This window comes from Salinifilum ghardaiensis (assembly GCF_054491345.1).
The window spans coordinates 2,945,682-2,970,859 of sequence record NZ_CM137101.1 but is presented as its reverse complement, the minus strand read 5'-3'; the positions used below and the strand labels follow the sequence as shown (position 1 = coordinate 2,970,859).

The window sequence follows — 25,178 nt, the reverse complement described above, 5'->3', positions numbered from 1 at the left end:
CGCCGCAGCACCGGTGTAGTTTCGCCGGAAAGATCCCGTGCGGGCCGTGCTCCGGCCTGCCCCGCGGTGCGGTGTCGCCGTCCTCGGCGCTTCGCCGCTTCGCAGCGGTGGGCCCGGGGCCGACCGCACGGGCCGTCGCGCGGCGAGGGGAGCGTTCCGTGGCCAGCGAGGTGCACCGGGCCGGGCTGGCGGTGGCCGACCCGGCCGTCTACGCCCACGAGCAGCAGCTGCACGAGGCGCTCGCGACCCTGCGGCGGGAGGATCCCGTGCACCGGGTGGACCCCTCCCCGGAGTACAACCCGTTCTGGCTGCTCACCCGCCACGCCGACATCCTCGAAGTGGAGCGGCAGCACCACCTCTTCCGCAACGCGCCGCGCCCCGTGCTCGTGCCCGCCGAGCAGGACCTGCGCGCCGAGCAGGAGGGGCAGCTGCTCAACACGCTGATCCACATGGACGGTCCGGAGCACCGCGCGATGCGCGGTGTCGTCGCCGACTGGTTCCGACCCAAGGCGCTGCGCAGGATGGAGGAGCAGGTCCGCGTCCTCGCCAGGCGCTACGTCGACCGGATGGCCGAGTTCGGCGGGGAGTGCGACTTCGTCCGCGACGTCGCCGTGGGCTACCCGCTGTACGTCATCCTCTCGCTGCTCGGGCTGCCCGAGTCGGACTTCGACCGGATCCTGCAGCTCACGCAGGAGCTGTTCGGCGGGTCCGACGAGGAACTGCAGCGCGGGCGCACCGCCGAGGAGATGGCTGCGGTGGTGACGGACTTCTTCGCCTACTTCCAGAAGATCACCGCGGACCGGCGCGCCCAGCCGACCGAGGACCTGTCCTCGACGATCGCCAACGCCCGCGTCGACGGGGAACTGCTGTCGGACCTCGACGCCACCTCGCTGTACGTGATCATCGCCACTGCCGGGCACGACACGACGAGCTCCACGATCTCCGGCGGGATGCACGCGCTCGCCGAGCACCCCGAGCAGCTGCGCCGGCTGCAGCGCCGCCCGGAACTCGTCGACACCGCGGCCGAGGAGATGATCCGGTGGTCCACTCCGGTCAAGGCGTTCCTGCGCACGGCCGCCGCCGACTACGAGCTCAACGGCGCGCCCATCGCGGAGGGGGATTCGCTGCTGCTGTCGTACCCCTCGGCGAACCGCGACGAGGAGGTCTTCACCGACCCCTCCGCCTTCGACGTCGGGCGCGACCCGAACCGGCACCTCGCGTTCGGGTTCGGTGCGCACTACTGCCTGGGCGCCACGCTCGCGCGCATGGAGACCCGCGCGTTCTTCGCCGAGCTCGCGCCGCGGCTGGGGGAGGTGGAGCTCGCCGGCGATCCGGAGTGGGTGGCGACCACGTTCGTCGGCGGGCTCAAGCACCTGCCGCTGCGCTGCGGTATGCGCAGGGCTTCCTGAGAGCCGTTCCGGCGAGCCGGGCCCGGTCGCGGCGGGTGTCCGCAGCGCACTGCGGGCGGTCCGCCGGCGGACCGCCCGCAGTGCGCGGAACGCCGTTCCGCGCTGCGTGGTCGCGTTGCCGCGGACTACGCGCTCAGGTTGCGGTCGAGCAGGTCCAGCAGCTCCCGCCAGTGCCGCTCGGCGGCGTCCTCGTCGTAGCTGGCCGTATCGGCCTGCGTGTAGCCGTGCGCGGCGCCCTCGTAGACCTCCGCGCGGAAGCGCACCCCCGCGTCGGTCAGCGCGGTGCTCAACCGCTCGACCTGCTCGGGCGGCAGCGCGTGGTCGTTGTCCGCGTGTCCGAAGTAGAGCTCCGCGGTGATCCGGTCGGCGAGCAGGTGCGGGCTGTCCGGGTCCTCCGTGGCCAGGTTCCCGCCGTGGAAACCCGCCGCGGCGGCCACCCGGTCGGGGTGGGCGGCGGCCGTGCGCATCGCGAGCGCGGCGCCCATGCAGTACCCCGTCACGCCCACCGGCCCGTTGGCGGCCTCGGGACGCGTGCTGATCCACTCGAGGTAGGAGCCGGCGTCGCGCACCACGCGGTCCGGCGTGAGCGAGCGCATCATCGGGCCGATCTGCTCGAAGATCTCCGGGCGCTGTTCCGGGTCGATGAACTCGGGCAGGTCGGCCACGGGCGTGCGGGCGTGCCGGTAGAACACGTTCGGGACCACCGCGGTGTAACCGGAGGCGGCGAGCCGGTCGGCCATGCCGGTCAGGTGCGGGCGCAGCCCGAACGCATCCATGTAGAGCAGGACCGCCGGGTGGGCGGCGGTGTCGTCGGGATGCGCCAGGTAGGCGTCGGCCACCCCGTCGGCGGTGGGGACGTCCACCCAGGTTCCGGTTGTGGTGGTCATCGGCGCAGGTTCCCTTCTCTCGACGGATCTTCTGCTGCGCGATCACATCACTCCGCGCCGCGGGGCGGGATCCGGGGCCCGCGATCCCGTGCGCGGGCCGGCGCCGCCGGCCGTTGCGCACCGCGACAGGCGCGGCGCGGCAGCGCTGCTCACCAGACGCGGACAGCGGCGAGCCCGGCGGACCACCGCGGCCTGCCGGGCTCGCGTCGGGAGCAGTGCTGCGCTCGCGGCCGTCAGTCGGTCCGCGCGGCCGTGATGCGGTTGGAATTGATCTGGGTCGCGATCGCGAGCGCGCCCATGATCAGCACGGTGGCGATGCCGACGAACAGCGGCGGGATCGCGTGGCCCAGCGCCAGGGCCAGAACGCCGACGAGGATCAGCGCCCCCGCGGCCGCGTAGCGGGCGCGGGCCACCGCACCGGTGCGCGAGCGCAGGAACAGGATGTTGCCCAGCAGGTAGATCAGCGGACCGCCCACGGTGGTCAGCACCAGCGGCGCATCCGTGTGGTCGTGGGTGAGGCGCAGCTCGATCGACACGGCCACCACGATCGCACCGGCGACCATGAGCGCGTGCGCGTAGGCGAACGCCGACCGCAGCGCGCGCGTGCTCGCGTCCCCGCGGCTGGCCTGCGTGTTCTGCCCCGCCAGCGCGAAGTACGCCCACCACTGCACGAACAGGCCGAGGAACCCGAGCACCGTGGTCAGCACCGCGGCCGGCGGGATCTCCTCCAGCTCGGACAGCGTGAAGCCCATGATCAGGATCGACTCGCCGAGGGCGATGATGAACACCCCGCGGTTGCGCTCGGCGAGGTGCTCCGGGTCCGTCGGCCAGGTGTGCATCGGCGCCGACCCGAGACCGGGGAAGCGGAACTCGAACCGCGGTGCGGCCACGTCCACCACCAGGGCCGCCAGCCAGATCACCAGCCGCACTTCGGGCGGGAAGAACGCGCCGAGGATCCACAGCACTCCCGCCGTGGAGCTCCAGGCCAGCAGGTTGGTGTAGTTGTGCGAGAGCACGTGTCCCCGCATGGCGAAGACCATGAACGCTGCGCGGCCCACCTGGGCGACCACGTAGAAGAGCGCGAAGAGCAGCGCTTCGCCCGCGAACGCGTACGGCAGGGTCAGCGACATGCCCAGGGCCGCCAGCATGAGCAGCAGGTTGAGCACGCGCACGATCCCGCTGTGCGGGTCCAGCCAGTTCATCGCCCACGCCGAGTAGTTCCACGCCCACCACACCGCGCCGAACAGCAGGGCGACTTCCAGCGCCCCGAACCAGTTCAGCTCGTCCAGCAGCGTGTGCGAGATCTGGATGATGGCGAACACGTACACCAGATCGAAGAACAACTCGATCGGCGCGACTTCCGAGCGGCCCTCTCCCGGTGCCCGCATCAACCGGGGCCGCGGTCGCGCGGCCCCGGCGTCCTCTTCGACCATCGCTCCTCCCCGTGGTGTTCCGACCTCGCGGCTCTCCGCGGCCGCACAATCCTAGAGCAGTCCACACCGGAGGGCGCGACCGTCCGGTGCCCTCCGGTGGTGCAGGCGCTCCGCGAGCACGATCCGTCCGCAGTGGCTGGTTGTCCGTGGATCCGCGGGGGAGCGTGGCCGGGCAGTCGCTCGTGGGAACGCCGCCCCGCGCGGGATGCGGCGGCTCGGTGGCCGGGCGCGCTGCAACGCGCGAGCGCGGGCGGCCCCTGCGGACCGCCCGCGCACGTCACCCCCGCTCTCCCGAGGACGACCCCCGAACGAGCCTAGGCCGGCGACCTCGCAGGTGGGAAACGCGAACCTGCGGTGGGCTCACAAGCGGGAGCGATAGTCCCAGTGCAGCGCCTTCCCGGCACTCGGCGGGCCTGCGCTGCGGGCAGCGGCGGCGGATGGCTGACCGGCCGGGCCCGGCGTGCTGCTCGCGGGTCCGGCGCGCCCGGGCTCAACTCGGGTGCAACCGCCGCGCGTCCAGGGCGAGGCGCAGCCACACGGTCTCCTCGACGCCGTTGATCGACCGCCCCAGCACCGACTCGATCCGCGCGAGCCGGTTGAGGACGGTGTTGCGGTGGCAGAACAGCCTCGTCGCGGCGAGCTTGGCCGAACGGTCGGCCGCCAGCCAAGACGCCAGCGTCGCGAGCAACACGTCGCGTTCCTGCTCCGGCAGCTCCAGCAACGGACCGAGCGCGCGGTGCACGAGCCGCTCGGCCAGCGCCGGGGAGCGGGCCACGAGAGCCTGCGGCAACCGCTCGTCGAGCGTGGCCGTTCCGGCCGTTCCGGGAGGGACCGTGCGCAGGGCGAGCCGTGCCCACTCGTGGGCGCGCGGCAGTTCGGCGGCGCTGGTGACGCCGGGGGAGAGACCGACACGCCCCGGTACGTTCTCCGCGAGGACCCGGGTCAGCGCCTCGACCGGGTCCAGCTGCACCGCGACGATCCCCACCAGGGCCGCCGGCCTGGCCTGCCACGCCGAGGAGACCCCGTGGCGGGCCAGCATCTCCTCGCGGTGCACCGGGTCGACGGGCCCGTCGTCGGCGGCGTTGACCACCACCAGGTAGGACGTGTTCGCCGGCAGCCCCAGCGCCCGCAGCTGCGACTCCGCCGATCCCGCTTCCTCCTCCGTCCCGTGCAGCAGGGAATCGATGAGCGCGCGGCGCTGCTGCTCGTCGGCGCGGAGCACCTCCAACTCGGCGCGGCGGTAGTTGTCCGAGACCACCGAGGAGACCTCGTCGACCACGGTCCACACGGAGGTGGCGATCTCGAGCAGCAGCTCCTGGTCGATGCGCTCGCTGCCGCGGGCGGCCTCCAGCGTGTTCGACCACACCACGCGCCCGCCCAGGCGGAACGAGCGCAGCACGAGGTCGAGCGGGACGCGCTGCTCCGCCCGCTTGCGCCCGGTGCGCCGGGCCGCGTCGTAGGCGTCCTCCCCCTCGGGGGTGCACTGGCCGATCAGCTGCAGCACGCGCTCGATGTTGGCCCGGCACGAGGCCCGCAGGTCCGGTTCGGACACCTGCTGGGAACGGTAGTACCGGGGGTTTTCGGTGACGATCGCCTCGACCAGCCGGTCGGTGACCGTGTCCAGCTTCGCCAGCGTCGCACGCGCGAGTTCGGCGGCACCCGCGTCCCGCTCGTCCGGAACGGTCCGTGCGTCGGTGTCCATGGTCCGGGAACGTAGACGGCCCGCGGCGGGCTTGGCAATTGCCCTCCTCCCGCGCTCCCGCGGGTGCGCTGCGGTGATCCGGAACTCGCGGGGTGCTGTGACGCCGTGCGCCGGGTGCCGCCCCGGTCAGGCAGGGGCTTCCACCGCGGCCTCCGCACTGGTCCACGCCCGTGCCCGCTCCGACGGGGAGAAACCGAGGCCGGGGCGGTCCGGCACGATCATCCGCCCGTTGCGCAGCTGCAGTCGTTCGTTGAACACCGGTTCCAACCACTCGAAGTGCTCGAGCCAGGTGGTACCCGAGTACGCCGCGGCCAGGTGCAGGTGGATCTCCATGGCGAAGTGCGGGGCCAGCGACAACCTGCGGTGCTCGGACAGGGCCATGATCCGGAGGAACGGCGTGATCCCGCCGACGCGGGGAGCGTCCGGCTGGACGTAGTCGCAGGCGTCCTGCCGGACGAAGTTCCAGTGCTCGTCGACGCTGGTCAGCATCTCGCCCGTGGCGATCGGTGTGTCCAGCGCCGCGGTGAGCCGGGCATGCCCCTCGGCGTCGGAGCAATCGAGCGGTTCCTCGATCCACGTGAGCTGGAACTGCTCCAGCACCCGGCCGGTGCGCTGCGCGGTGGCCCGGTCCCACTGCTGGTTGGCGTCGACCATCATCGGGAACGCGTCCCCGAGGTGTTCGCGCACGGCCTCGACTCGCCGCAGGTCCTCCCGCGCGTCGGGTTGTCCGACCTTGATCTTGATGCCGCCGATGCCGCGCGAGAGGGACAGGTCCACGTTTTCCAGGATCTGCTCGGTGGACGCGGACAGGTAACCACCGGAGGTGTTGTAGCAGGGAACCGAATCGTGGTGCGCCCCCAGCAGTTTGGCCAGCGGCAGGTTCGCGCGCTTGGCCTTGAGGTCCCACAGCGCGATGTCGCAGGCCCCGACCGCCTGGGTGGCCAACCCGCTCCGGCCCATCGAGGCACCGGCCCAGACGAGCTTGTCCCACAGGCGGGCGATGTCATTGGGGTCCTCCCCGATCAGTTCGCCGGCGATCTCCCGGACGTGGGCGAACATGCCCGGCCCGCCCGCGCGTTTCGCGTAGCTGAAGCCGACACCGCCGTGCCCCGCTTCGGTGCTGATCTCCACGACGAGCAGCGCGATCTCCGTCAACGGCTTCTGCCTGCCGGTCAGGACCTTCGCGTCGCTGATCGGGACTTCCAGCGGCAGGCGGACCAGCGAGAGGTGCACCTTCGAGATCGCGTCGGTGGGCGCCTCCTCGGGGGCGCTGGTGGACGACCGGGTGGCAGGACTGCCGGATCGAGTTGTCATGGGGTTTCCTCTCCGTGCACGTTGGACCGTTGTCGCGTGGTGGGCCGTGGTGGTGGGGACGTGGTGGTGGACCACTGCTTGCTCGCCGCGTCGTGCCGGGGCGCTCCGGGAACCGCGCGGGAGCGCTGCGCGCTCAGCCGAACGCGGTGATGCCGATGCTGATCACCAGGGCGATCAGGAACATCAGCGCGCCCATGATCGTCTCCATGAGCGTCCAGGTCTTCAGCGTGCTCCTGACGTCCAGATCGAGGTAGCGGTTGAACAGCCAGAACCCGGAGTCGTTGACGTGCGAGAGCACGGTCCCGCCGCCGGCGACGGCGATGACGATGAGCGCGGTCTCCGGCTGGGAGAGGTCCGCGGATTCGATGAAGGGACTGATGATCGGTGCGGTCGTCACGATCGCCACCGTCTTCGACCCCAGGGCCACGCGCAGCACCGCGGCGACGAGGAAGGCCAGCACGGTGGGGGGCAGCGCGGCGCTGCCGATCGCGTTGGCCAGGGCGTCACCGGCCTCGGTGGCCTCGAGCACGGCGCCGAACACGCCACCGGCTCCGGTGACCAGCAGCACCATCGCAACGGGGCCCAGCGAGGCCGAGGCGGCCTTCTCGACGCCCTGCAGGGTGAACCCGCTGCGGCGGGCGAGGATCCAGAAGGCCAGCAGGGTGGAGATGGTGAGCGCGCTGATCGGGTCACCGATGAACAGGAAGAAGCTGCGCACCGGTCCGTCGGGGAGGAACACGTCGGAGAACGTGTTGAGCAGGATCAGCACGACCGGCAGGACCATGAACGTCACGGTCAGCGGCAGGGACGGCGGGCGCTGGTTCTGCGCGCGCTGGCCGGCCTCCTCCGACACGCTCAGCGACAGCTGCTCGGGCACCGGGGTGAAGGTGCGGTCGCCGATCCACTTGCCGAACAGGTAGGAGCCGAAGAACCAGGCGGGCAGGCCGCAGAGGAGGCCCATGATCGTCAGCCACCCGAGGTTGGCGCCGAACAGCTCAGCGGCGGCGACCGGTCCGGGGTGCGGGGGCAGCACCGCGTTCAGCATCGCCAGAGCGCCCAGCGTGGGCAGTGCGATGCTGATCAGGGAACGTCCCGCGTTGGCCGCGACGGCGTACACCAGGGGCAGCAGCAGGATGAAACCGACGTCGGGGAACAGGGGGATGCCGACGACGAGTGCCGTCACGCCCATCGCCAGCGGAGCGCGGTGCTCGCCGAACAGGGTCAGGAGGCGTTCGGCGAGGGCCTGCGCACCGCCGGTCTGCTCCATGACGCGACCGAGCATCGCCCCGAGAGCGACGATGATGGCGAAGCTGCCGAGCATCTCGCCCATGCCGTTCTCCAGCACGGTGGGGATCTGGTTGAGCGGGATGCCGGAGGCCAGCGCCACGAACATGCTGACGACGAGCAGCGCGACGAAGGCGTGTAATCGCAGGGCGAGCACGAGCACGAGCAGCAGCGCGATGCCACCTGCCACGCTGAGCACGAGCGCCCAGTCGGGCAGGTCCCAGGCGGGCGTGATGTTCGCGTCCCCCGACTGCGCGAGGACGAGCGGTGCGGGGTGTGCGGGTAGGAACGGCATGGGCGTCCACCTTCCGCGGTGTCCGGGATCAGCGGGAGTTCGAAGTTCGTCGGGATGCGCGCCCCCGCGCGGGTGGGCCGGGGAGGTGCGCGGCGGTGCGGGGAGGGTGGCGTTCCAGGCGGCCGCCCGGAACGCCGGTCACCAGCGCGGCAGGTGCGGAGCGGTCCAGGAGGGGTCGTGGGCCCGCATCGCCGCGGCGTCGTCGCGCGCGCGGACCTCGCTGCCGGCCCAGCGCGCGTGCAGCCGCTCCACGGCGGTGCGGTCGAGCTCCACCCCGAGTCCGGGTTCATCGCTGACGGCGACGGCCCCGCCGCTGATGGTGTGCGGCCGGGCCACGACGTCCTCGTCCTGCCACGGCCGGTGCGTGTCGCAGGCGTGGTGCAGGTTCGGCACGGTCGCGGCCACCTGGGTCATCGCGGCGAGGCTGATGCCCAGGTGCGTGTTCGAGTGCATCGAGACGCCGACGCCGTAGGTGCGGCACAGGGCGGCGAGTTCCTGCGTGCGCCGCAGGCCGCCCCAGTAGTGGTGGTCGGCGAGCACGACCTGCACGGCGTCGCTGCCGAACGCCTGCGGGACCTCGTCGAACCCGGTCACGCACATGTTCGTGGCCAGCGGCATGCCGGTCCTCGCGTGCACCTGCGACATGCCGTCGGGGCCGGGCGTCGGGTCCTCCAGGTACTCGAGCGTCCCGTCGAGCTCGCGCGCGACGCGCACGGCCGTGTCCACCGACCACGCGCCGTTGGGGTCGAGCCGCAGCGGCAGTTCGGGAAACGCGGTGCGGAGGGCGCGGATGGCGGCGATCTCCTCGTCCGGTGGGAACACGCCGCCCTTGAGCTTGATCGACGAGAACCCGTAGTGCTGCACGAACGTGCGCGCCTGCGCCACGATTCCCGCGGGGTCCAGCGCACTCCCCCACGCGTCCGGTTCCCGGTTCGGGTGCGCGCCGTACTTGTAGAAGAGGTAGGCGCTGTAGTCCACCCGGTCGCGGACTTTCCCGCCCAGCAGGGCGTGCACCGGAACACCGAGGGCCTTCCCCCAGGCGTCCAGGAAGGCCACTTCGAACGCGGAGTGCACGCTGGCCTTGAGCTTGGGGAGGTCGTGCTTGCCGCGCAGCGCCGAGGCGGGAGCCCCCGCCTCGGCACCGCCGGAGCCGTTCTCGCCGCGGCCGGGGCCGTCCAGGGCTTCGTCGACGCGCGCGAGCAGGGCGTTGGGGCGGGAGACGTCGGCGGCGTGCAGCTGCGCGGCGACGGCGCGGACGGCGGAGAGGTAGTACTGGTCGCCGTACGTTTCGCCGAGACCCACGTGACCCGAGGCGGTCTCGACTTCGACGACGGTGCGGGGGGTCAGCGGCTGGTGCGCTCCGGGCAGGTTGAGCAGCGGGGGGTCCGAGATCAGGATGGGCGTCACCCGGACGTCGGTGACGTGGGACGCGTTGGTCGGTCCTGGAGCAGGCATCGTTGCCTCCTGTGCGGTGTGGACGGACCGGTCGCGGCGGTGGCGCTCCCCGCCGCTCCGGATCGGGAGCGCCGCGGCCGGGCGAGGAGGGCCCGCCCGGCCGCAGCGGTGTCAGCCCCGCTCGAGGGCCGGGCGCTTCGGGTCGAACGTCCAGTCGGGGACCAGGTACCGCATCGCTGCGGCGTCGTCGCGGGAACCGAGCCCCTCGGCCCGGTAGAGCTCGTGCGCGGCCGCCACGCGCTCCTCGTCGAGCGCCACGCCGAGGCCGGGGGCGTCCGGCACCCGGAGCAGGCCGTCGCCGATGCGCAGCGGCTCCCGCGTGAGCCGCTGACCGTCCTGCCAGATCCAGTGCGTGTCGATCGCCGTGATCTCCCCCGGCGCCGCGGCGGCCACGTGGGTGAACATGGCCAGCGACACGTCGAAGTGGTTGTTGGAGTGCGATCCCCACGTCAGGCCCCACTCGTGGCAGAGCTGGGCCACGCGCACCGAACCGCTCATCGTCCAGAAGTGCGGGTCGGCCAGCGGGATGTCCACCGCGTCGGCGCGCACGGCGTGCCCGAGCTCGCGCCAGTCGGTGGCGATCATGTTCGTCGCCGTGGGCAGGCGGGTGGCGCGGCGGAACTCCGCCATCGTCTCCCGCCCCGAGAACCCGTCCTCGGCGCCGCACGGGTCCTCGGCGTAGGCGAGGACGCCCGGCAGCTCGCGGCCGAGCTCGATGGCCTGCTCCAGCGGCCACGCCCCGTTCGGGTCGAGCGTGATCCGCGCGTCGGGGAAGCGCCGGGCGAGCGCGGTGACCGCTGCGGCCTCGTCCTGCGGCGGCAGCACGCCGCCCTTGAGCTTGAAGTCGCGGAAGCCGTAGCGCCGCTGCGCCGCTTCGGCCAGCCGCACCACCCCGTCCGCGGTGAGGGTTTCCGCGTGCCGCAGCCGCATCCAGTCGTCCGCGCCGGCCGGTTCGTCCTCCGGGGCGCGGTAGGCCAGGTCGGTGCGCGTCCGGTCGCCGACGTAGAACAGGTAGCCCAGCACCGGGACGTCGACGCGCTGCTGCCCGTCGCCGAGCAGCTCGGCCACGGGCACGTCGAGGTGCTGCCCCAGCAGGTCGAGCATCGCCGATTCGACAGCGGTCGCGGTGTGCACCGCCACGCGCAGGTCGAAGGTCTGCTGACCGCGCCCTCCCGCGTCGCGCCCGCCGAAGCGGGAGCGCACCGCGCTGAGCACTGACCGCAGCCGGGCCACCGGTGCCCCGACGACGAGCTCGGCGACTTCCTCGAGGGTGGCGCGGATCGCCTCCCCGCCGGGGACCTCGCCGAGACCGGTGCGCCCCTCCGCGTCGGTGAGCACCACCAGGTTGCGGGTGAAGAACGGCGCGTGCGCGCCGCTGAGGTTGAGCAGCATGCTGTCGCGCCCGGCCACGGGGATGACGCGCATCCCGGTGACCACAGGGGACCGCTGTGCGTGTGCCATGGGTTCCTCCGCGTGCTTCAGTGGCGTCCCGGTTCGCCGTCGATGCGGCGCAGCAGTCCTTCGGGGTTGTCGGCGGCGACCGCCGCCGGCAGCAGGCCGGCGGGCACGTCCTGGTACGCCACGGGGCGCAGGAACCGGTCGACGGCCGCGGTGCCCACCGACGTGGTGCGTGCGTCCGATGTGGCCGGAAACGGTCCACCGTGGACCATCGCGTGCCCGACCTCGACGCCGGTCGGCCAGCCGCCGAAGAGGACGCGACCGGCGAGCAGCTCCAGGACCGGCAGCAGTCGCGCGGCCTCGTCGTGATCGGCGGGGGAGGCGTGCACGGTGGCGGTCAACTGCCCCTCGAGGCTCCCGGCCACCTCGCGCAGCTGAGCGGCGTCGCGGCACCGCACCACCAGCGAACTCGCCCCGAACACCTCGCGCTGCAGGCCGTTGTCGGCGAGGAAGCTCGCCGCGTCGGTGGCCAGCAGCGCCGGGCGGCACCGGTTCGGGTGGTCGGTTTCCGGGCCGCGGGCGAGCACCTCGACGTCCGCGCGGTCGGCGAACTCGGCCACGCCCTCGTCGTAGGAGCGGGCGATCCCCGGCGTGAGCATCGTGCTCGGTTCGCTGGCCGCGACCTCGGCGGCCGCGGCGTCCAGGAACGTCCGCAGCTGCGGATCCTCGACCGCGAGCACGAGCCCCGGGTTGGTGCAGAACTGGCCCGCGCTCGAGGTGAGCGAGCCGACGAAGCCGCGCGCGAGCTCGGCGGGCCGCTCGGCGAGCGCGCCCGGCAGCAGGCACACCGGGTTGATGCTGCTCATCTCCGCGTACACCGGGATCGGCTGCGGGCGCTGCTGGGCAGCGTTGCGCAGGGCCGTCCCGGCCGCGCGCGAACCGGTGAAGCCGACCGCCCGGATCCGCCGGTCGCCGACCAGCCGCACGCCCAGCTCCGGCCCCGAGCCGAACAGCATCGAGAACGTGCCCGCGGGCAGGTCCAGATCGGCCACGGCCTCGGTCGCGGCGCGCGCGACGAGCTCGCACGTGCCGGGGTGGGCGTCGTGCGCCTTGACGACGACGGGGCAGCCGGCGGCGAGCGCCGCGGCGGTGTCACCGCCCGCGATGGAGAACGCCAGCGGGAAGTTGCTGGCGCCGAACACCGCCACCGGTCCGAGCGGCACCGCCCGCTGCCGGATGTCCGCGCGCGGCGGTTGGCGGTCGGGGCGGGCGGGGTCGAGGCGCGGGACCTGTTCGCCGCCGTCGCGCAGCAGCGCGGCGAACATCCGCAGCTGGCCGGTGGTGCGGGAGCGCTCACCGGTCAACCGGGCGGTCGGCAGGCCGGTTTCGGCGCGGGCGCGCTCGACGAGCGCGTCGCCGAGCGCCTCGATTCCGTCGGCGATGCCCTCCAGCAACGCCGCGCGTGTGGTGCGGTCGACGGCGCGGTAGGAGGCGAAGGCCTCCTCGGCGGCGGCGCAGGCGCGCTCCACCTCGGCGGAGCCGCCGTGGCCGAAGGCGGGCTCGAGTTCCTCGCCGGTGTCGGGGTCGGTGGCGCGGATCCGCGCACCGCCGCCGAAGACGGCCTCCCCGGCGAGGAACATGTGGCCTGTCGGGTGCTGCTGGGGCATGATCACTCCTTCGGAATGCGTTCGACGAGTTCGGCCAGGCGGGCGCGTTCGTCCTCGTCCAGGTCCACCAGCGGGCTGCGCACCGGACCGGCCGGTCGCCCGACGACGGTCATGCCGGCCTTGACGATGCTGACCGCGTACCCCGCCCGGCGGTTGCGGATGTCGCAGTAGGGCAGGACGAACTCGTCGAGGTAGCGGTGCACGGCCTCCCGGTCGCGGGCGCGCACGGCCGCGTAGAAGCGCTGCGCGAACTCCGGCACGAAGTTGAACATCGCCGAGGAGTACGTCGTCACGCCCAACTCCTGGTAGGGCAGGGCGAACGTTTCCGCGGTGGGCAGTCCGCCGACGTAGGTGAGCCGCTCGCCCACGCGGGAGTGCAGCCGGGTCATCCGCTCGATGTCGCCGACCCCGTCCTTGAAACCGATGAGGTTCGGGCAGTCCTCGGCCAACCGCGCGACGGTCGTGTCGGTGTAGGTGGCGTTCGCCCGGTTGTAGACGAGGACGCCGAGGTCCGTGGCCGCGCAGACCGCGCGCACGTGGGCGGCCAGTCCCTCCTGGTCGGTCTCGGTGAGGTAGGGCGGGAACAGCAGCACGCCGTCGGCGCCGGCTCGTTCGGCCGCGCGGGCCAGCTCGGCGGCCAGCGCTGTCCCGTAGCCGGCGGGGGCGACGATCGGCACGTCCTGCGGGGCCTCCTGCACCGCGGCTGTGACGACCTGCTCGACCTCGGCGGGGGTGAGCGAGAAGAACTCGCCGGTGCCGCCGGCGGCGAACAACCCGGACGCGCCGAACGAGCCGAGCCAGCCGATGTTCTCGCGGTAGGCGGGCTCGTCGAAGGAGCGGTCCGCGCGGAAGTGGGTCACCGGGAAGGACAGCAGACCGGAGGCCAACCGGTGGGCGAGATCGGGTGGAGTGAAGCGGGACATCGGTGCGTCGTCCTCCAGAATCCGTGCTTTGACTGGAGATGACGGTAGAGTCGCCGATCAATGCGCGTCCAACTCCGAAAAGGCATCCTCCGATACTGAGAGAGCATCAATGTTCACGCTCACGCAGCTCGCCGGTTTCGTCGCCGTCGCGGAAGAGGGGAACGTCGGCCGGGCGGCGCAGCGGCTGCGCATGACGCAGCCGCCGCTGAGCCGCCAGGTCCAGCAGTTGGAGAAGGAACTGCAGGTGCGGCTGTTCGACCGCAGCGGCCGGACGGTGCGGCTCACGCCCGCCGGGCGCGCGTTCCTGCGGGACGCGCGGCGGCTGCTGCACGAGGCGGACAACGCCGCCCTGTCGGCCCGCCGCACGACCGCCGGCCAGGAGGGCACGGTGCGCGTGGGCTTCACCGCGACCTCGGCCTACGGCGTGCTCGGCCCGCTGCTGAGCACGGCGCACGAACAGCTGCCGCACGTGGAGGTGGTGCTGCAGGAGCTCGTCACCCGCGACCAGTTCGAGCGGATCGCCTCCGGGGCGCTCGACCTGGGGCTCGTGCGCCCCCCGGCGCGGCCGGAACTCGCCTCCCGCCGGTTGCGCAGCGAGCCGCTGCTGGCCGCGCTGCCGGCGGGCCACCCCCTGGTGGACGCCGGCGAACCCCTCGGCCTCGAGGAGTTCCACGGCGCCGAGGTCGTCGGCTACTCGCCGTCCGAGGCGCGCTACTTCCACGAACTGCTCGCCGGCGTCTTCTCCGCGGCCGGGGTGCGGCCGGTGTACGTGCAGCACGTCAGCCAGGTGCACACCGTCCTCGCCCTCGTCGAGGTCGGCCTGGGCACGTCCCTGGTGCCGTCCACCGCGGCGCGGCTGCGGTTCGAGGGGGTCGTGCTGCGGCAGGTGGACCTGCCCGCGCCGGACCCGGTGGAGCTGCACCTGGCCTGGCGCGAGGACAACGACAACCCCGCCCTGCACGCGCTGCTCGCGGAGCTGTGAGCACGCGACCGGAGCGGTGCGGCGCGGTGCTCGGCGCCGCCGGGCTCGACAACCGGCGGGACGGTTCGCGCACTGCCGGTCATGCCGAACTCGCGGGCCGGGGAGTCAGTGGTGGCGCGGATCGTGCGCATCGTCGAGCGCTTCGGCGTCGACGCGCCCGCCCTGACGGTCTCGGAGATCGCCCGGCGGGCGGACCTGCACGTCGCCACCGCCTCGCGCCTCGTCGACGAGCTCGTCCGCACGGCTGGTTGCGCCGCGACGGCGACCGCGCCGTGCGCGTCGGGGTGCGGTTGTGGGAGGTCGCCTCGCGCGCCTCGCCCACGTCGGGTCTGCGCGAGGCGGCGATGCCGTTCCTGGAGGACGTGCACGCCGTGGGCCACCACGTCCAGCTCGGGGTGCGCGACGGCGGCGAGGTGCTGTTCGTCGAGCGGCTGTCAGCACGGGGCGCGGTTGGAAGCCGAAGCCGTGCTCACCGCGCTGGTGCGGCGGGTGGAGCGGATCGAACTCGCTGCTGACCCGGTGCGCCACCGCAACAACACCCTGCGCGGGCGGGAGTCCCCGCCCGTGCGGGTCCGGCTCGGTTGAGCGCCCGGTCCGTCTGCGGACCGGGCGCTCGGGCTCCGCGGTCGTCCTCGCGGAACCCGAGCGCGCTGCGGGGCGGGGCGCGGTTCCGGTCGAGGGCCCCGCCCGGGTTCACCTGCGGCCGTGCACGGACACGTCGTCCGGGTTGAAGAGGTCCGGTGCCGTCCAACCGTCCAAGTCGTACTCGGCCATGCACCGCTCGGCGAAGCCCTTCATCTCATCGGCCTTGCCCGAGTTCTGGTGCGCGTACAGGATTTCGGCGCGCACGCCCTCGTGGTTGCCGGAGTAGTTGACCTCGTAGAGCTCGTGGCGGCTGCCGAACTCGCTGCCGATCGAGTCCCAGATCAGCTTCATGAGCTTCACCCGGTCCACCGCCTCGTAGCCGTTCGACCCGCGCACGTACCTGTCCAGGTAGGACCGGATCTCGGGCCGCTTGAAGTCCCGCGCGTGCGAGTTGAGGTAGATCAGCGAACTGCCGAGGTCCTTCTGGATGATCTCCTTGATGCGCGGGTACCCCTGCGTCATGAACCAGCGGTAGGCCATGCCGTAGTCCGCGTTCGGCAGCACGGTGCCGTCCTTCCACCCCTCCGGGGTCCTGGCCATCGCGTCGGTCAGTCCCCAGAACATGTTGCGCCAGGCGAGCACCTCGCCGACGCGGGTCTGGATGCCGCGGAAGTCCTTGGTCCCGGTGACCTCGACGCCCTTCATGAGCAGGCCCGCGATGAAGTCGAGCTTGACCGCCAACCGCGTCACGCCCTGGAACGTGAACCGGGGCAGGAACCCGGAGTTGGGCATGAACGTGCTGGCCTTCTCGGTGTCACCGTAGATGAACACGTTCTCCCAGGGGATCTTGACCCGGTCCAGGATGAAGATCGTGTCGTTCTCGTCCATGCGCGAGGACAGCGGGTTGTCGAACGGACTGCCCATCACGTCGGACTGCATGGAGTACGAGTGGCGGCAGATCAGCTTCATCCCGGGCGCGTTCATCGGCACCGTGCACACGAGCGCGAACTCGCGCTCCCTGATCGGCAGGGCGTAGTGGCCGAGGAAGTTGAAGTGCGTCAGCGCCGACCCGGTCGCCACGACCTTCGCCCCGGAGACGACGAGTCCGTCGTCGCGCTCCTCGTGGACGTGCATGAACACGTCCTTGACCTCCTCCGGGTCGCGGTGGCGGTCCACCGGCGGGTTGATGATCGCGTGGTTCCAGTACAGCACCTTCTCCTGCGACTCCCGGTACCAGCGGCGGGCGTTGTCGGAGAACGGTTCGTAGAAGTCGGCGTTGGCCCCGAGCGTGCCGAGGAAGCTCGCCTTGTAGTCCGGACTGCGCCCCATCCACCCGTACGACAGGCGCGCCCACTCGGCGATCGCGTCCCGGTCGGCGACCATGTCCTCGGCGCTGCGCGGGGCGCGGAAGAACGGGTGCGTGAACCCGTTGTTGCCCGTGTCGGTCGGCCGGGTGAGCACGTCCTGCTCGTCCGGGTCGTGCAGCGCGTCGTAGAGGCGCGCCGTCATGCGCACCGGGTTGCGGAAGGCCGGGTGCGTGGTGACGTCGTCGACCTTCTCCCCGTACAACCACAGTTCCCGGCCGTCGCGCAGGCTCTCGACGTACTCGTCGCCGGTCATCGGCCGCTGCTGCGCCTGCGGGGCGACGGCGGGATTGCTGGTGCGCTCTTCCTGCTGGGTCATCACGTGCTCCTTCGCTGCGGATTTCCCGCTGCTGCGGACTCTCCGCGTTCTTCGGGTGCGGGTGCGCCGTGTCCGTGCCGGGCTCACGCCCGGACGAAACGGGTCTGGCCCGTGGGGCAGTCGGCCGATTCGAGCCACGGTGCGTCCTGGAACACTTCGCCCAGGTGCCGGAACGCGCCGAGGTAGAACACGAGCGGATCGCCGCCGGTGCACTCGAACGTCTCGACCTCGCCCAGGTGGATGACGTGGTCCCCGCCGTCGTAGCACCGCCACGGCCGGCACGAGATGCGTGCGAGCGATTCCCGCAGGTACGGCGCGGAATCAGCGGGACGCACCCACTCGACCGGTTCGCCCGCGGGCTTTCCCGCGAAGTGCAGCGCCACTGCGTCCTGCTCCTCGCGGAGCACGTTCACCGCGAACGGCCGGTTCTCCAAGTACCCGCAGGCCTTGCTGCGGCGGTCGAGCGACACCAGCACCAGCGGTGGATCCAGGGAGACCGCGCTGAACGCGTTGACCGTCGCACCGTGCGGGCTCCCGTCGGCCTCGCAGCTGACGACGGTGACTCCGCTGGTGAAGTGGCCGAGGCAGTTCCTGAGTTCTCGCGGATCCAGGTGCATGACGTCTCCAGTGACGGTCGGGGGCCGGAGGGCCCGGCCGCGCGGTGGGCGGGCCCCTCCACCCGTCTGCGGGTGTCCGGAAGACTGACCCGCCTCGCCGCGCTGTGGAAGGCGTCACGCCGGCGATGTCCGCTGAGTGCTAGGACCCGGCGGCTGAGTGCGAAGGGAGCGCAACTCCTGGATCGATTCTGCGGGTGCTCGAGCCCGGCCCTCCGCTGCGGTGCGCGCTGCCTCGGACGCGCAGGTGGTGACGCCGGCGGTCACACGACCCGCACCGGCCGCGGTGCGGTGTCCGCGTCCGGCGCGGCCCCGGAGCGGTCCTGCCGGCGCGCTTCGCGCGGAGTCACGGCGAAGCGGTTCTTGAAGGCGCGGCTGAAGTAGTTGTGCGAGGAGAACCCGAGCGCCGGCGCGATCTCCCCGAGCGGACGCTCCTCGCCTTCCGGGGAGGTGAGCAACTCCCACGCGCGGTCCAGGCGACGGTCGCGCAGGTAGTCGCGCAGCGTCAGGCCCGCGTCGGCGAACGCGCGCGCGAGGTGGCGCGGGCTGATGCCGACCGCTGCGGCCACCCCTTGCGCCGACAGATCGGGGTCGGCCAGGTGCTGCTCGATGTAGTCCTTGGCCGCCGCCACGTAGCACGGGCCGGCTCCCGCCTCGCGGTCCACGACGAGCGGACGGAGGAGGTCCAGGACGGAGCGCTCCACCTCCGCGCTCACCGGGGCGTGCGCCGTGGCGGTGTCCAGTTGCGCCGCCACCGTGCGGCGCACCAGTTTCGCCAGGGTGTGCGCTGCGCGCTGAGCACCGGTTCCGAACGGGAAGATCACCGGTTCGCGCGGCGCGCCACTACCGGTGAGTCCGCAGTAGACCGATCGTGGAACGGTCAGGACCAGTTCTTCCAGTCCACGGGCGAATCCTCGGGTGTAGGGCAGGTCCGCGTCGTACATGATGGCCTCGCCCGGTTTCAGGGATTCGTTGCCGCCGCGGTGGAAGAAGAAGGCCTCCCCCTGCGTGGCGAAGAAGATCGCCACCGCGTCCGCGGGGTTGTCGCGGATGAACGACTCCGAGCGCTCCACGATCTGGGGTGAACCGTTGACCTGCGCGAGGCTGAGGTTCGGCAGGTGCACGTTGATCTCCCGCGCGCGCAGCGGCGATTCGTCGATCGTGCGGATGTCGAGGGGTATGAGAGCTCGGGCGTTGTGGTGCTCCCACATGCGCACCCGGCTCGCCGGAGCGATGCCGTGCGTGGTGAACCGGAGGGTTCTCGGATGAGCGACCTGCTCGGCGTGCTCCTCGGGCATGGCTCCACTCCCGCTGGCCGTCGATCGATTCGCCGATATGCACCGCGTCCGAATCTCCCGGGGAGGCGGCGCGGAATCTTGGCTCGGTACTATGCGGGTGCGCGCGCGGCACGTCAACGCCGCCGCCGGCGCGATGCCGCCGCCGGCACGGATCCGGGACGGGGACGCCGGCGAGCACCGGCCCTCGGTGGCGCGGCGGAGGGCTCGGCGAGTCAGCGCAGCGAGTCCTCGGTGAACTGCGGGCGCAGCGGGTCGAGCGTGCGCTCGCGCAGGCAGCCGCGCCACACGCCGGCCGCGTAGGCGGCGTCGTCGAGCACGCGCAGCGCGGCCCAGTCCCCACCGCGGCCCGCCGACTCGACCAAGCACGGCAGCAGCGCGGCGAGCAGCGCCCGGCGCGCCCGCCGGCTGAACACCGCCGCCACCGCCAGCGGGGGCAGCCAGGTGCGGCGGGCGGCGTCGGACAGCAACCGGCCCGCGCCGAGGTGCCCCAACCCGGCCAGTCGCAGCGCCTGCGCGGCGGGCAGACCGCGACCGCGGAGCTTGCGGGGGAACAGCGCAGCCGTCACCACCGCGGTGGCCAACGCCGAACAGGGGCGTCCCGCGGCGAGCAACGTCCACGACAACGCGCTCCACCGCGACATCTTCGCGCACGTCAACCGTCCCGGGTGGCGCGCCGACAGCGGTGCCGCCGAGGTGCCGTAGTCGAACCGCTGGCGCAGCCACGCGGCCAGGCCCGCCCGCGGGTCGTGGTGGACCACCGAGCGGGGCTCGTAGCGCACCGCGCGGCCACTGTCGAGCAGCCGCCACACCAGGTCCACGTCCTCGCCGAAGCGCAGCCGCGCGTCGAAGCCGCCGACCTCCTCCAGGGCGCTGCGGCGCACCACCAGCGCGGCGCCGGGCACGTAGCTGACCCGGCTCATCGGCCGCACCGGGGCCGGCTGCTCCCCCAGGTCGAGGCTGGAACGGCTCCGCTCGTAGCGGGCCACCGCCCCCGGGGCGGAACTGCTGCGCACGCGCGGGGCGACCGCGGCCACCGCCGGGTCGGCGAACTGCGCCAGCACCGGTTCGAGCCAGCCCGGCTCGGGCCGGACGTCGGCGTCGACGAAGGCGACGAGCTCCGTGCCGGCGCGCTGCCACCCCGCATCGCGCGCGGCCGCCGGCCCGCGCGGGGTCTCGTGGCGCACGGCCGCTTCGGGCAGCGGGGCGGCCGAACCGTCGTCGACGAGCACCCGGTCGCCGAGCTCGGCCGTGGCCCGCCACAGCCGGCGAACCCCGGACGGGTCGTCCTTCACCGGCGCCACCAACGTGACGTCGCTCGGTGCGAACCGGCCCGGTGGTGGTTCGGGGTGCAGCAGGCCCGCGTCGATCAGCTGCCGGGCCAGGCGTTGCTCACCCCGGCCCGGTCCGAGCCGCTCGCCGTTCAACCAGCCGGTGACGACGGCGGCTCCGCGGGAACCGAGCCGCAGCAGCCGCAGCGGGGAACCGCCGAGCAGCACGGAGTCGGCGGCGAACCGGCGCAGCGAGGCGTCCGACCGCAGGACCGTGCCTTCCGGCGGGGCCGCGCTTTCCGGTGGTGCAGGACCGTTCGGCGGGGTGGCGGTGCTCAAGCCGTGAACCCCCCGTCCGCGTGCACGACGCTTCCGGTGATGGCCGAGGACTCCGGCGAGCACAGGAAGGCCACCGCGGCGGCGACCTCGTCCGGGTCGAGCAGCCGCTCGGTGAGCTGGTGGGCGGCGAACTCCTCGGCGTCGGACAGGTCGTAGATCGCGGCCGTGGCGTCGAGCATGTCGGTGCGCGTCGAGCCGGGGGAGACGGCGGTGGCGCACACGCCCGTGCCGCGCAGATCGGTCGCCAACCCGCGCACCAGTCCGACCACCGCGTGCTTCGCCGCGTTGTAGGTCGTCAGTCGCCACAGTCCCCGGTGGGCGGCTGCCGAGGCCAGGGCGACGAACCGGCCGGTGCGCGGTTCCGGGCGGCGCAGCAGTGCCGGGATCGCGGCGCGGGCGAGGTTGGCCACACCGGTCACACCGGTGGAGAACAGCACGTCCCACTCGGACTCGTCGGCCTCCCAGAACGGCTCGCCCCCGGCCATGAGCGCGGCCGCGCCCACGGCCGCGTCCAGGCCGCCGAAACGCTCCTCGGCCAGGGCCACGGCGTCGCGCAGCGCAGCGGTCTCCCGGACGTCGGCGGCGGCCTGCACCACCTGCTCGGGGAACTCGTCCGCGAGCGCCGCCAGCTGCTCGGGGGTGGCCAGCGGGTAGGGCACCGCCGGATCGTCGGCGCAGCGGTCGACCGCGATCACCCGCCACCCCGAGCCGGCCAGGCGGCGCACCACTGCCGCGCCGATGCCCCGCGCTGCCCCGGTCACCACGGCCACCCGCGGTTCAGCCATCGCGTTCTCCTCCCCGGAACGAAAAGAAGCTCGTAGACCATGCGGGAACGATCGCCGACAGCGGCGAACGAAGCACTACCGGACCCCGGTCTCGCTCAGCGCGCCGTCCTCGACGGACCACCGGACGAGTGCCGCGGCGAGTCGTTCGGCCATGCCGGTCACCGCGGCCCGCCCCTCCGCGGCCGTTCCGCGCGTCGGGTCGCCGAGCACGCCGCTCGTGCTCACCCCGAGCACACCGTGCCGGGAAAGCGCCGGCATGAGCTCGGCGACCGGTTCGGTGCGCCCGGTGCTGCGGTGCTCGTCGCGGACCGACCCGGGACGCAGCGCCGACATGAGCGCGGTCTCGGTGCGCCCGGCGTGCGCGTCGGAGCCGGGAACGCTGCAGTGCCACCACGCCACGTCCCGTCCTTCCGCCCGCAGCTGCGCGACGGCGCGGGTCAGTCCGGTGAGGTTGCCGCCGTGCGCGTTGACCACGAGCAGCCGCGGCGCCCACCGGCCCAGCGACCGGCCGATCTCGACGAGCAGCCGCTGCAAGGCCTCGTGCCCGGTGGAGACGGTTCCGGGGAAGCCCTCGTGCTCGCCGCTGGCCCCGTAGGGCTGGGCGGGCGCGACGAGCACGTCCGCCGCACCGGCCGCCAGTGCCGCGCCGCGCCGGGCGACCTCCGCGGCCACCGCCGCGTCGGTGTCCAGCGGCAGGTGCGGGCCGTGCTGCTCGCACGCGCCGAGCGGGAGCAGCACGGTGGGGGCGCGCCCGGTCAGCTCGCACCACGAACGGTCGGCGAGCGCCTCCTCCGGAAGCGGGGACATCGGGCTCACCCGGCCCCGATGGTTTCGGAGCCCCCGAAGCCGCTCTCGAAACCGGGCGGGACGACGACGTCGGAGCGGTCGAGCTCGTGCACGGAGGGTTTGCCGAGGCCGAGCAGGGTCGAGTCGAGGCCGCTGCGGAGGATGTCGAGGACGTTCTCCACCCCGGGTTGCCCGTTGGCGGCCAAGCCCCACAGGTAGGCCCGGCCGATCATGACGGCCTTGGCGCCGAGGGCGAGGGCCTTGGCCACGTCGCTGCCGCGGCGGATGCCTCCGTCGAGCACGACTTCGACCTGGTCGCCGACCGCTTCGGCGATGCGCGGCAGGGTGCGGATGCTCGCGGGCGTGCCGTCGAGGTTGTTGCCGCCGTGGTTGGACACGGAGATGGCGGTGACCCCGGCGTCGACGGCGCGTTTGGCGTCGTCGACGCGTCCGACGCCCTTGAGCATGAGCGGCCCGTCCCACTGCTCGGCCATCCAGGCGATGTCGTCCCAGCTGGGCGGGGGCGTGCGCATCCACTGGCCGTAGGCGCCGAAGAACGTCGGCGCCTCGGCGTCGCCGGACTCGCGCATGTTCGGCACGGTCAGGTCCGGGATCCGGCGCCGCTTGGCGAACTCGGCGAACCAGCGCGGATGCGTCAGCGCCTGCGGGGCGTACTTGGCCATCGTGCGCAGGTTCATCCGCTCCGGGATGGGCGGGCTGCCCCAGTCCCGCCCGTGCGAGAACGACCAGTCGGTGGTGGCGATCAGCCCCACCGCGCCCGCGTCGCGGGCGCGTTGCATGCGCCGTTCGATGTCGTCGCGGCTGCCCACCCAGTAGGTCTGGAAGAAGGTCTGCGGGTTCGCCCGCACGACCTCCTCGACGGGTTTGCTGGCGAACCCGCTCAGCCCCATGGCGGTGCCGCGGTTGGCCGCGGCGCGGGCCACGGCCACCTCTCCGTCGGGGTGCACCGCCTGCACCCCCGTCGGGGAGATGAGCACCGGCAGCGAGATCGGCTGACCCATCACCGCGGTGGACAGTTCCCGCGCGTGGCACAGCCCCGCCACGTGCGGGGCGAAGCCCAGTTGCGCGAAGGCCGCCTGGTTGTCCGCCAGCGTCACGCCCTTCTCCGACCCGGCGACGAGCGCTCCGTAGACCGACCACGGCAGCCGCTTGCGCGCTCTGCGCTGCGCTTCGGCGACGGTTTCGAACCAGCCGCTACCCATGGGATCTTCCTTTCCTGACAGCTGGGAGTTGTGCGGGCCCGCGGCCCGGATCGCTCAGGTCATGCCCGCCAGCGGGCTCTCGTCGCAGGCGCGGTCGGGTCGGCGCAGCCCGGGCAGGCCCAGCATCACCTGCTGCTGCTTCGCACTGGGCCTGGAGTGGTCCTGCGCGGGCCGCGGCGCCTGCTCCGCGTCGACCTGGGCCAGTGCGGCCTCGCCGTGGCCCTTGACGCACTCGGGATCCGGCCCGTCCAGCGCGAGCCCGGTGAAGAACTTCGCCGCCATGCACCCACCCTGGCAGGCGTCGTAGGCCGAGCACGACAGACACGCCCCACCGGTCTGCGGCCGGCGCAGCTCGTGGAACAGCTCGGAGTCCCGCCACACGGGGCCGAATCCCGCCTCGCGGACGTTGCCGGCGTGGAAGGCGTCGTGGATGGCGAACGGGCAGGCGTAGACGTCGCCGACCGGGTCGATCAGGCACACCACGCGCCCGGCACCGCACAGGTTCAGCCCCGGCAGCGGGTCCGAGCCCAGCGCGTTGAGGTGGAAGAACGAGTCGCCGGTGAGCACCTCCTCGCCGTGCTCCAGCAGCCACCGGTAGAGGGTGTACTGCTGCTCGGCGCTGGGGTGCAGCTCGTCCCACACGTCCGCACCCCGGCCCGAGGGGCGCAACCGGGTGATGCGCAGCTGCGCGTCGAAGCCGTCGGCGATGCGCTTGAACTCGTCGAGCTGGCCGACGTTCTGGCTGGTCATCACCACCGAGATCTTGAACCCGCGCATGCCGGCCGCGTGCAGGTTGGCCATGGCGGCCACGGCCGCGTCGTACGAACCCGGCCCGCGCACCGCGTCGTTGACCTCGCGGGTGGCTCCGTCCAGCGAGATCTGCACGTCCACGTAGTCGGTCGCGGCCAGCCACCGGGCGCGCTCGGCGTCGATCCGGTGGCCGTTGGTGGAGAACTTGATGCCCACGTCGTGGTCCACGGCGTAGGAGACCAGTTCCCAGAAGTCCTGGCGCACGGTCGGCTCGCCACCGCCGATGTTGACGTAGAAGACCTGCATCCGCTCGAGCTCGTCGATGACGGCCTTGATCTCGCCGGTGCTCAGCTCGTCCGGGTCGCGCCTGCCGGACGAGGACAGGCAGTGCGCGCAGGACAGGTTGCAGGCGTAGGTCCATTCCCAGGTCAGGCAGATCGGCGCGTCCAGCCCGTACTTGAACTGCTCCACCAGCGGTGGGGCTTGCGAGGTGGTGGCGGTGCTGGTCTTCAACGGCGCGTTCATCGGACCTCCTATCGGGTCGGCCCCGGCGGCGCCGGGGAGGGACCGGCACCGAGGGGCGCAGCGGCCTCCTCGGCTGCCGGGGGCGCGCTCACGCGGGCACGATCATGCCCGTGCGCGCCAGCGCGGCCAGGGCTTTCAGGTAGCTCGCCTGCTCGGCCCCGGGCAGGTGGGTCACCGCCGCCCGGACCGAGGAGTGCTGCGTCAGCTCCCGCACGATCTCGACCAGCTGCGGCGTCTTCAAGAACGAGAGCTGGCGGGTGCCGAAGTGGTAGGCCAGCGCGCCGAAGCGCTCGGGCCGCAGCGCCACGTTCGGACTCAACCGGTACGGGCGGTCCGGGTCGAAAACCGGGGCGGACTCCTCCGGGGCCGCGGCGGCCCCGGAGGAGCGGGTCTCGGCCGACATCAGTAGACCCCGCACATCCCGTCGATCGAGACCTCCTCGACGAGGAGCTCCTCAGCGGCGACGTCCTCGGCCGCCGGCTGCTCGGAACCGTTCTGCTCGCTCATCGCGCATCCTCCTGATCCATCGCGGGTGGTGCGGTCCTCGGATCCGCACCGACCGGAGCCGAAGTT

The 25,178-nt window shown here is 72.8% G+C and carries 22 protein-coding genes and 1 pseudogene; 4 read left to right on the top strand and 19 right to left on the bottom strand.

All coding sequences use genetic code 11. From position 1 onward, the window contains the following. Window positions 1–158 precede the first annotated feature (158 nt). Window positions 159–1,409 (top strand): cytochrome P450, encoded by a 1,251-nt coding sequence (locus ACVGV0_RS13550; RefSeq protein WP_459156031.1) that lies wholly within the window; start codon window positions 159–161, stop codon window positions 1,407–1,409. A gap of 125 nt (window positions 1,410–1,534) precedes the next feature. Here the strand turns inward: ACVGV0_RS13550 and ACVGV0_RS13545 are convergent, their stop codons facing one another. The 9 genes from ACVGV0_RS13545 to kdgD form a co-directional block, all read right to left on the bottom strand. Continuing rightward, window positions 1,535–2,296 (bottom strand): dienelactone hydrolase family protein, encoded by a 762-nt coding sequence (locus ACVGV0_RS13545; protein ID WP_459156030.1) that lies wholly within the window; start codon window positions 2,294–2,296, stop codon window positions 1,535–1,537. A 233-nt stretch (window positions 2,297–2,529) separates the two neighbouring features. Next, window positions 2,530–3,729: a low temperature requirement protein A gene (locus tag ACVGV0_RS13540; protein WP_459156029.1), complete on the bottom strand. Its 1,200-nt coding sequence runs from the start codon at window positions 3,727–3,729 to the stop codon at window positions 2,530–2,532. A gap of 490 nt (window positions 3,730–4,219) precedes the next feature. Continuing rightward, complete coding sequence (locus tag ACVGV0_RS13535) at window positions 4,220–5,431, bottom strand: PucR family transcriptional regulator (protein WP_459156028.1); 1,212 nt, start codon at window positions 5,429–5,431, stop codon at window positions 4,220–4,222. A 126-nt stretch (window positions 5,432–5,557) separates the two neighbouring features. Continuing rightward, a complete protein-coding gene (locus ACVGV0_RS13530; protein WP_459156027.1) occupies window positions 5,558–6,745 on the bottom strand; it encodes an L-talarate/galactarate dehydratase in 1,188 nt (395 codons plus the stop codon). Window positions 6,746–6,878: 133 nt separating this feature from the next. After that, complete coding sequence (locus ACVGV0_RS13525) at window positions 6,879–8,324, bottom strand: GntP family permease (RefSeq protein ID WP_459156026.1); 1,446 nt, start codon at window positions 8,322–8,324, stop codon at window positions 6,879–6,881. 138 nt (window positions 8,325–8,462) lie between these two features. Then, a complete protein-coding gene (locus ACVGV0_RS13520) occupies window positions 8,463–9,779 on the bottom strand; it encodes a glucarate dehydratase family protein (protein WP_459156025.1) in 1,317 nt (438 codons plus the stop codon). 111 nt (window positions 9,780–9,890) lie between these two features. Next, on the bottom strand, window positions 9,891–11,240 hold the full coding sequence (locus tag ACVGV0_RS13515) for an enolase C-terminal domain-like protein (protein ID WP_459156024.1): 1,350 nt from the start codon (window positions 11,238–11,240) through the stop codon (window positions 9,891–9,893). Between the two features lie 17 nt (window positions 11,241–11,257). Continuing rightward, complete coding sequence (locus tag ACVGV0_RS13510) at window positions 11,258–12,844, bottom strand: aldehyde dehydrogenase (NADP(+)) (RefSeq protein ID WP_459156023.1); 1,587 nt, start codon at window positions 12,842–12,844, stop codon at window positions 11,258–11,260. Between the two features lie 2 nt (window positions 12,845–12,846). Then, window positions 12,847–13,767 (bottom strand): 5-dehydro-4-deoxyglucarate dehydratase, encoded by a 921-nt coding sequence (gene kdgD / locus ACVGV0_RS13505; protein WP_459156022.1) that lies wholly within the window; start codon window positions 13,765–13,767, stop codon window positions 12,847–12,849. A 109-nt stretch (window positions 13,768–13,876) separates the two neighbouring features. On the opposite strand from kdgD, the gene ACVGV0_RS13500 reads away from it, so the two are divergent. The 3 genes and pseudogenes from ACVGV0_RS13500 (at window position 13,877) to ACVGV0_RS13490 (ending at window position 15,334) form a co-directional block, all read left to right on the top strand. Further along, a complete protein-coding gene (locus tag ACVGV0_RS13500; RefSeq protein WP_459156021.1) occupies window positions 13,877–14,749 on the top strand; it encodes a LysR substrate-binding domain-containing protein in 873 nt (290 codons plus the stop codon). 81 nt (window positions 14,750–14,830) lie between these two features. Further along, window positions 14,831–14,929: pseudogene (locus tag ACVGV0_RS13495) on the top strand (hypothetical protein); the annotation flags it as partial. A 270-nt stretch (window positions 14,930–15,199) separates the two neighbouring features. Next, the gene (locus tag ACVGV0_RS13490) at window positions 15,200–15,334 is read left to right on the top strand and encodes a hypothetical protein (RefSeq protein ID WP_459160124.1); all 135 of its coding nucleotides are present in this window, start codon (window positions 15,200–15,202) and stop codon (window positions 15,332–15,334) included. Between the two features lie 108 nt (window positions 15,335–15,442). Here ACVGV0_RS13490 and ACVGV0_RS13485 read toward each other — a convergent pair whose 3' ends face one another. The 10 genes from ACVGV0_RS13485 to mftA form a co-directional block, all read right to left on the bottom strand. After that, window positions 15,443–17,017, bottom strand: coding sequence for a 4-hydroxyphenylacetate 3-hydroxylase family protein (locus ACVGV0_RS13485; protein WP_459156020.1), 1,575 nt, complete (start codon window positions 17,015–17,017; stop codon window positions 15,443–15,445). Between the two features lie 83 nt (window positions 17,018–17,100). Then, window positions 17,101–17,634 (bottom strand): flavin reductase family protein, encoded by a 534-nt coding sequence (locus ACVGV0_RS13480; RefSeq protein ID WP_459156019.1) that lies wholly within the window; start codon window positions 17,632–17,634, stop codon window positions 17,101–17,103. Window positions 17,635–17,894: 260 nt separating this feature from the next. After that, the gene (locus ACVGV0_RS13475) at window positions 17,895–18,929 is read right to left on the bottom strand and encodes a helix-turn-helix domain-containing protein (protein WP_459156018.1); all 1,035 of its coding nucleotides are present in this window, start codon (window positions 18,927–18,929) and stop codon (window positions 17,895–17,897) included. A 212-nt stretch (window positions 18,930–19,141) separates the two neighbouring features. Next, window positions 19,142–20,536, bottom strand: a complete 1,395-nt coding sequence (mftF, locus tag ACVGV0_RS13470) for a mycofactocin biosynthesis glycosyltransferase MftF (protein WP_459156017.1) — start codon at window positions 20,534–20,536, stop codon at window positions 19,142–19,144. After that, a complete protein-coding gene (locus tag ACVGV0_RS13465; RefSeq protein WP_459156016.1) occupies window positions 20,533–21,321 on the bottom strand; it encodes a mycofactocin-coupled SDR family oxidoreductase in 789 nt (262 codons plus the stop codon). The genes mftF and ACVGV0_RS13465 overlap by 4 nt, the downstream gene beginning before the upstream one ends. A 75-nt stretch (window positions 21,322–21,396) precedes the next feature. Beyond that, window positions 21,397–22,128: a mycofactocin biosynthesis peptidyl-dipeptidase MftE gene (gene mftE / locus ACVGV0_RS13460; RefSeq protein ID WP_459156015.1), complete on the bottom strand. Its 732-nt coding sequence runs from the start codon at window positions 22,126–22,128 to the stop codon at window positions 21,397–21,399. Window positions 22,129–22,133: 5 nt separating this feature from the next. After that, the gene (gene mftD / locus ACVGV0_RS13455) at window positions 22,134–23,330 is read right to left on the bottom strand and encodes a pre-mycofactocin synthase MftD (RefSeq protein ID WP_459156014.1); all 1,197 of its coding nucleotides are present in this window, start codon (window positions 23,328–23,330) and stop codon (window positions 22,134–22,136) included. Window positions 23,331–23,384: 54 nt separating this feature from the next. Then, window positions 23,385–24,605, bottom strand: coding sequence for a mycofactocin radical SAM maturase (mftC, locus tag ACVGV0_RS13450; RefSeq protein ID WP_459156013.1), 1,221 nt, complete (start codon window positions 24,603–24,605; stop codon window positions 23,385–23,387). An 88-nt stretch (window positions 24,606–24,693) separates the two neighbouring features. Next, window positions 24,694–25,008 (bottom strand): mycofactocin biosynthesis chaperone MftB, encoded by a 315-nt coding sequence (mftB, locus tag ACVGV0_RS13445; protein ID WP_459156012.1) that lies wholly within the window; start codon window positions 25,006–25,008, stop codon window positions 24,694–24,696. Beyond that, window positions 25,008–25,112: a mycofactocin precursor MftA gene (gene mftA / locus ACVGV0_RS13440; RefSeq protein ID WP_459156011.1), complete on the bottom strand. Its 105-nt coding sequence runs from the start codon at window positions 25,110–25,112 to the stop codon at window positions 25,008–25,010. The genes mftB and mftA overlap by 1 nt, the downstream gene beginning before the upstream one ends. Between the last annotated feature and the right edge of the window lie 66 nt (window positions 25,113–25,178).

Excerpts from the sequence above, each read along its gene's own strand:
- ACVGV0_RS13545 (WP_459156030.1), bottom strand. The coding sequence starts at position 2,296 with ATGACCACCACAACCGGAACCTGGGTGGACGTCCCCACCGCCGACGGG.
- ACVGV0_RS13540 (WP_459156029.1), bottom strand. The coding sequence starts at position 3,729 with ATGGTCGAAGAGGACGCCGGGGCCGCGCGACCGCGGCCCCGGTTGATG.
- ACVGV0_RS13535 (WP_459156028.1), bottom strand. The coding sequence starts at position 5,431 with ATGGACACCGACGCACGGACCGTTCCGGACGAGCGGGACGCGGGTGCC.
- ACVGV0_RS13530 (WP_459156027.1), bottom strand. The coding sequence starts at position 6,745 with ATGACAACTCGATCCGGCAGTCCTGCCACCCGGTCGTCCACCAGCGCC.
- ACVGV0_RS13525 (WP_459156026.1), bottom strand. The coding sequence starts at position 8,324 with ATGCCGTTCCTACCCGCACACCCCGCACCGCTCGTCCTCGCGCAGTCG.
- ACVGV0_RS13520 (WP_459156025.1), bottom strand. The coding sequence starts at position 9,779 with ATGCCTGCTCCAGGACCGACCAACGCGTCCCACGTCACCGACGTCCGG.
- ACVGV0_RS13515 (WP_459156024.1), bottom strand. The coding sequence starts at position 11,240 with ATGGCACACGCACAGCGGTCCCCTGTGGTCACCGGGATGCGCGTCATC.
- ACVGV0_RS13510 (WP_459156023.1), bottom strand. The coding sequence starts at position 12,844 with ATGCCCCAGCAGCACCCGACAGGCCACATGTTCCTCGCCGGGGAGGCC.
- kdgD (WP_459156022.1), bottom strand. The coding sequence starts at position 13,767 with ATGTCCCGCTTCACTCCACCCGATCTCGCCCACCGGTTGGCCTCCGGT.
- ACVGV0_RS13500 (WP_459156021.1), top strand. The coding sequence starts at position 13,877 with ATGTTCACGCTCACGCAGCTCGCCGGTTTCGTCGCCGTCGCGGAAGAG.
- ACVGV0_RS13485 (WP_459156020.1), bottom strand. The coding sequence starts at position 17,017 with ATGACCCAGCAGGAAGAGCGCACCAGCAATCCCGCCGTCGCCCCGCAG.
- ACVGV0_RS13480 (WP_459156019.1), bottom strand. The coding sequence starts at position 17,634 with ATGCACCTGGATCCGCGAGAACTCAGGAACTGCCTCGGCCACTTCACC.
- ACVGV0_RS13475 (WP_459156018.1), bottom strand. The coding sequence starts at position 18,929 with ATGCCCGAGGAGCACGCCGAGCAGGTCGCTCATCCGAGAACCCTCCGG.
- ACVGV0_RS13465 (WP_459156016.1), bottom strand. The coding sequence starts at position 21,321 with ATGGCTGAACCGCGGGTGGCCGTGGTGACCGGGGCAGCGCGGGGCATC.
- mftE (WP_459156015.1), bottom strand. The coding sequence starts at position 22,128 with ATGTCCCCGCTTCCGGAGGAGGCGCTCGCCGACCGTTCGTGGTGCGAG.
- mftD (WP_459156014.1), bottom strand. The coding sequence starts at position 23,330 with ATGGGTAGCGGCTGGTTCGAAACCGTCGCCGAAGCGCAGCGCAGAGCG.
- mftC (WP_459156013.1), bottom strand. The coding sequence starts at position 24,605 with ATGAACGCGCCGTTGAAGACCAGCACCGCCACCACCTCGCAAGCCCCA.
- mftB (WP_459156012.1), bottom strand. The coding sequence starts at position 25,008 with ATGTCGGCCGAGACCCGCTCCTCCGGGGCCGCCGCGGCCCCGGAGGAG.
- mftA (WP_459156011.1), bottom strand. The coding sequence starts at position 25,112 with ATGAGCGAGCAGAACGGTTCCGAGCAGCCGGCGGCCGAGGACGTCGCC.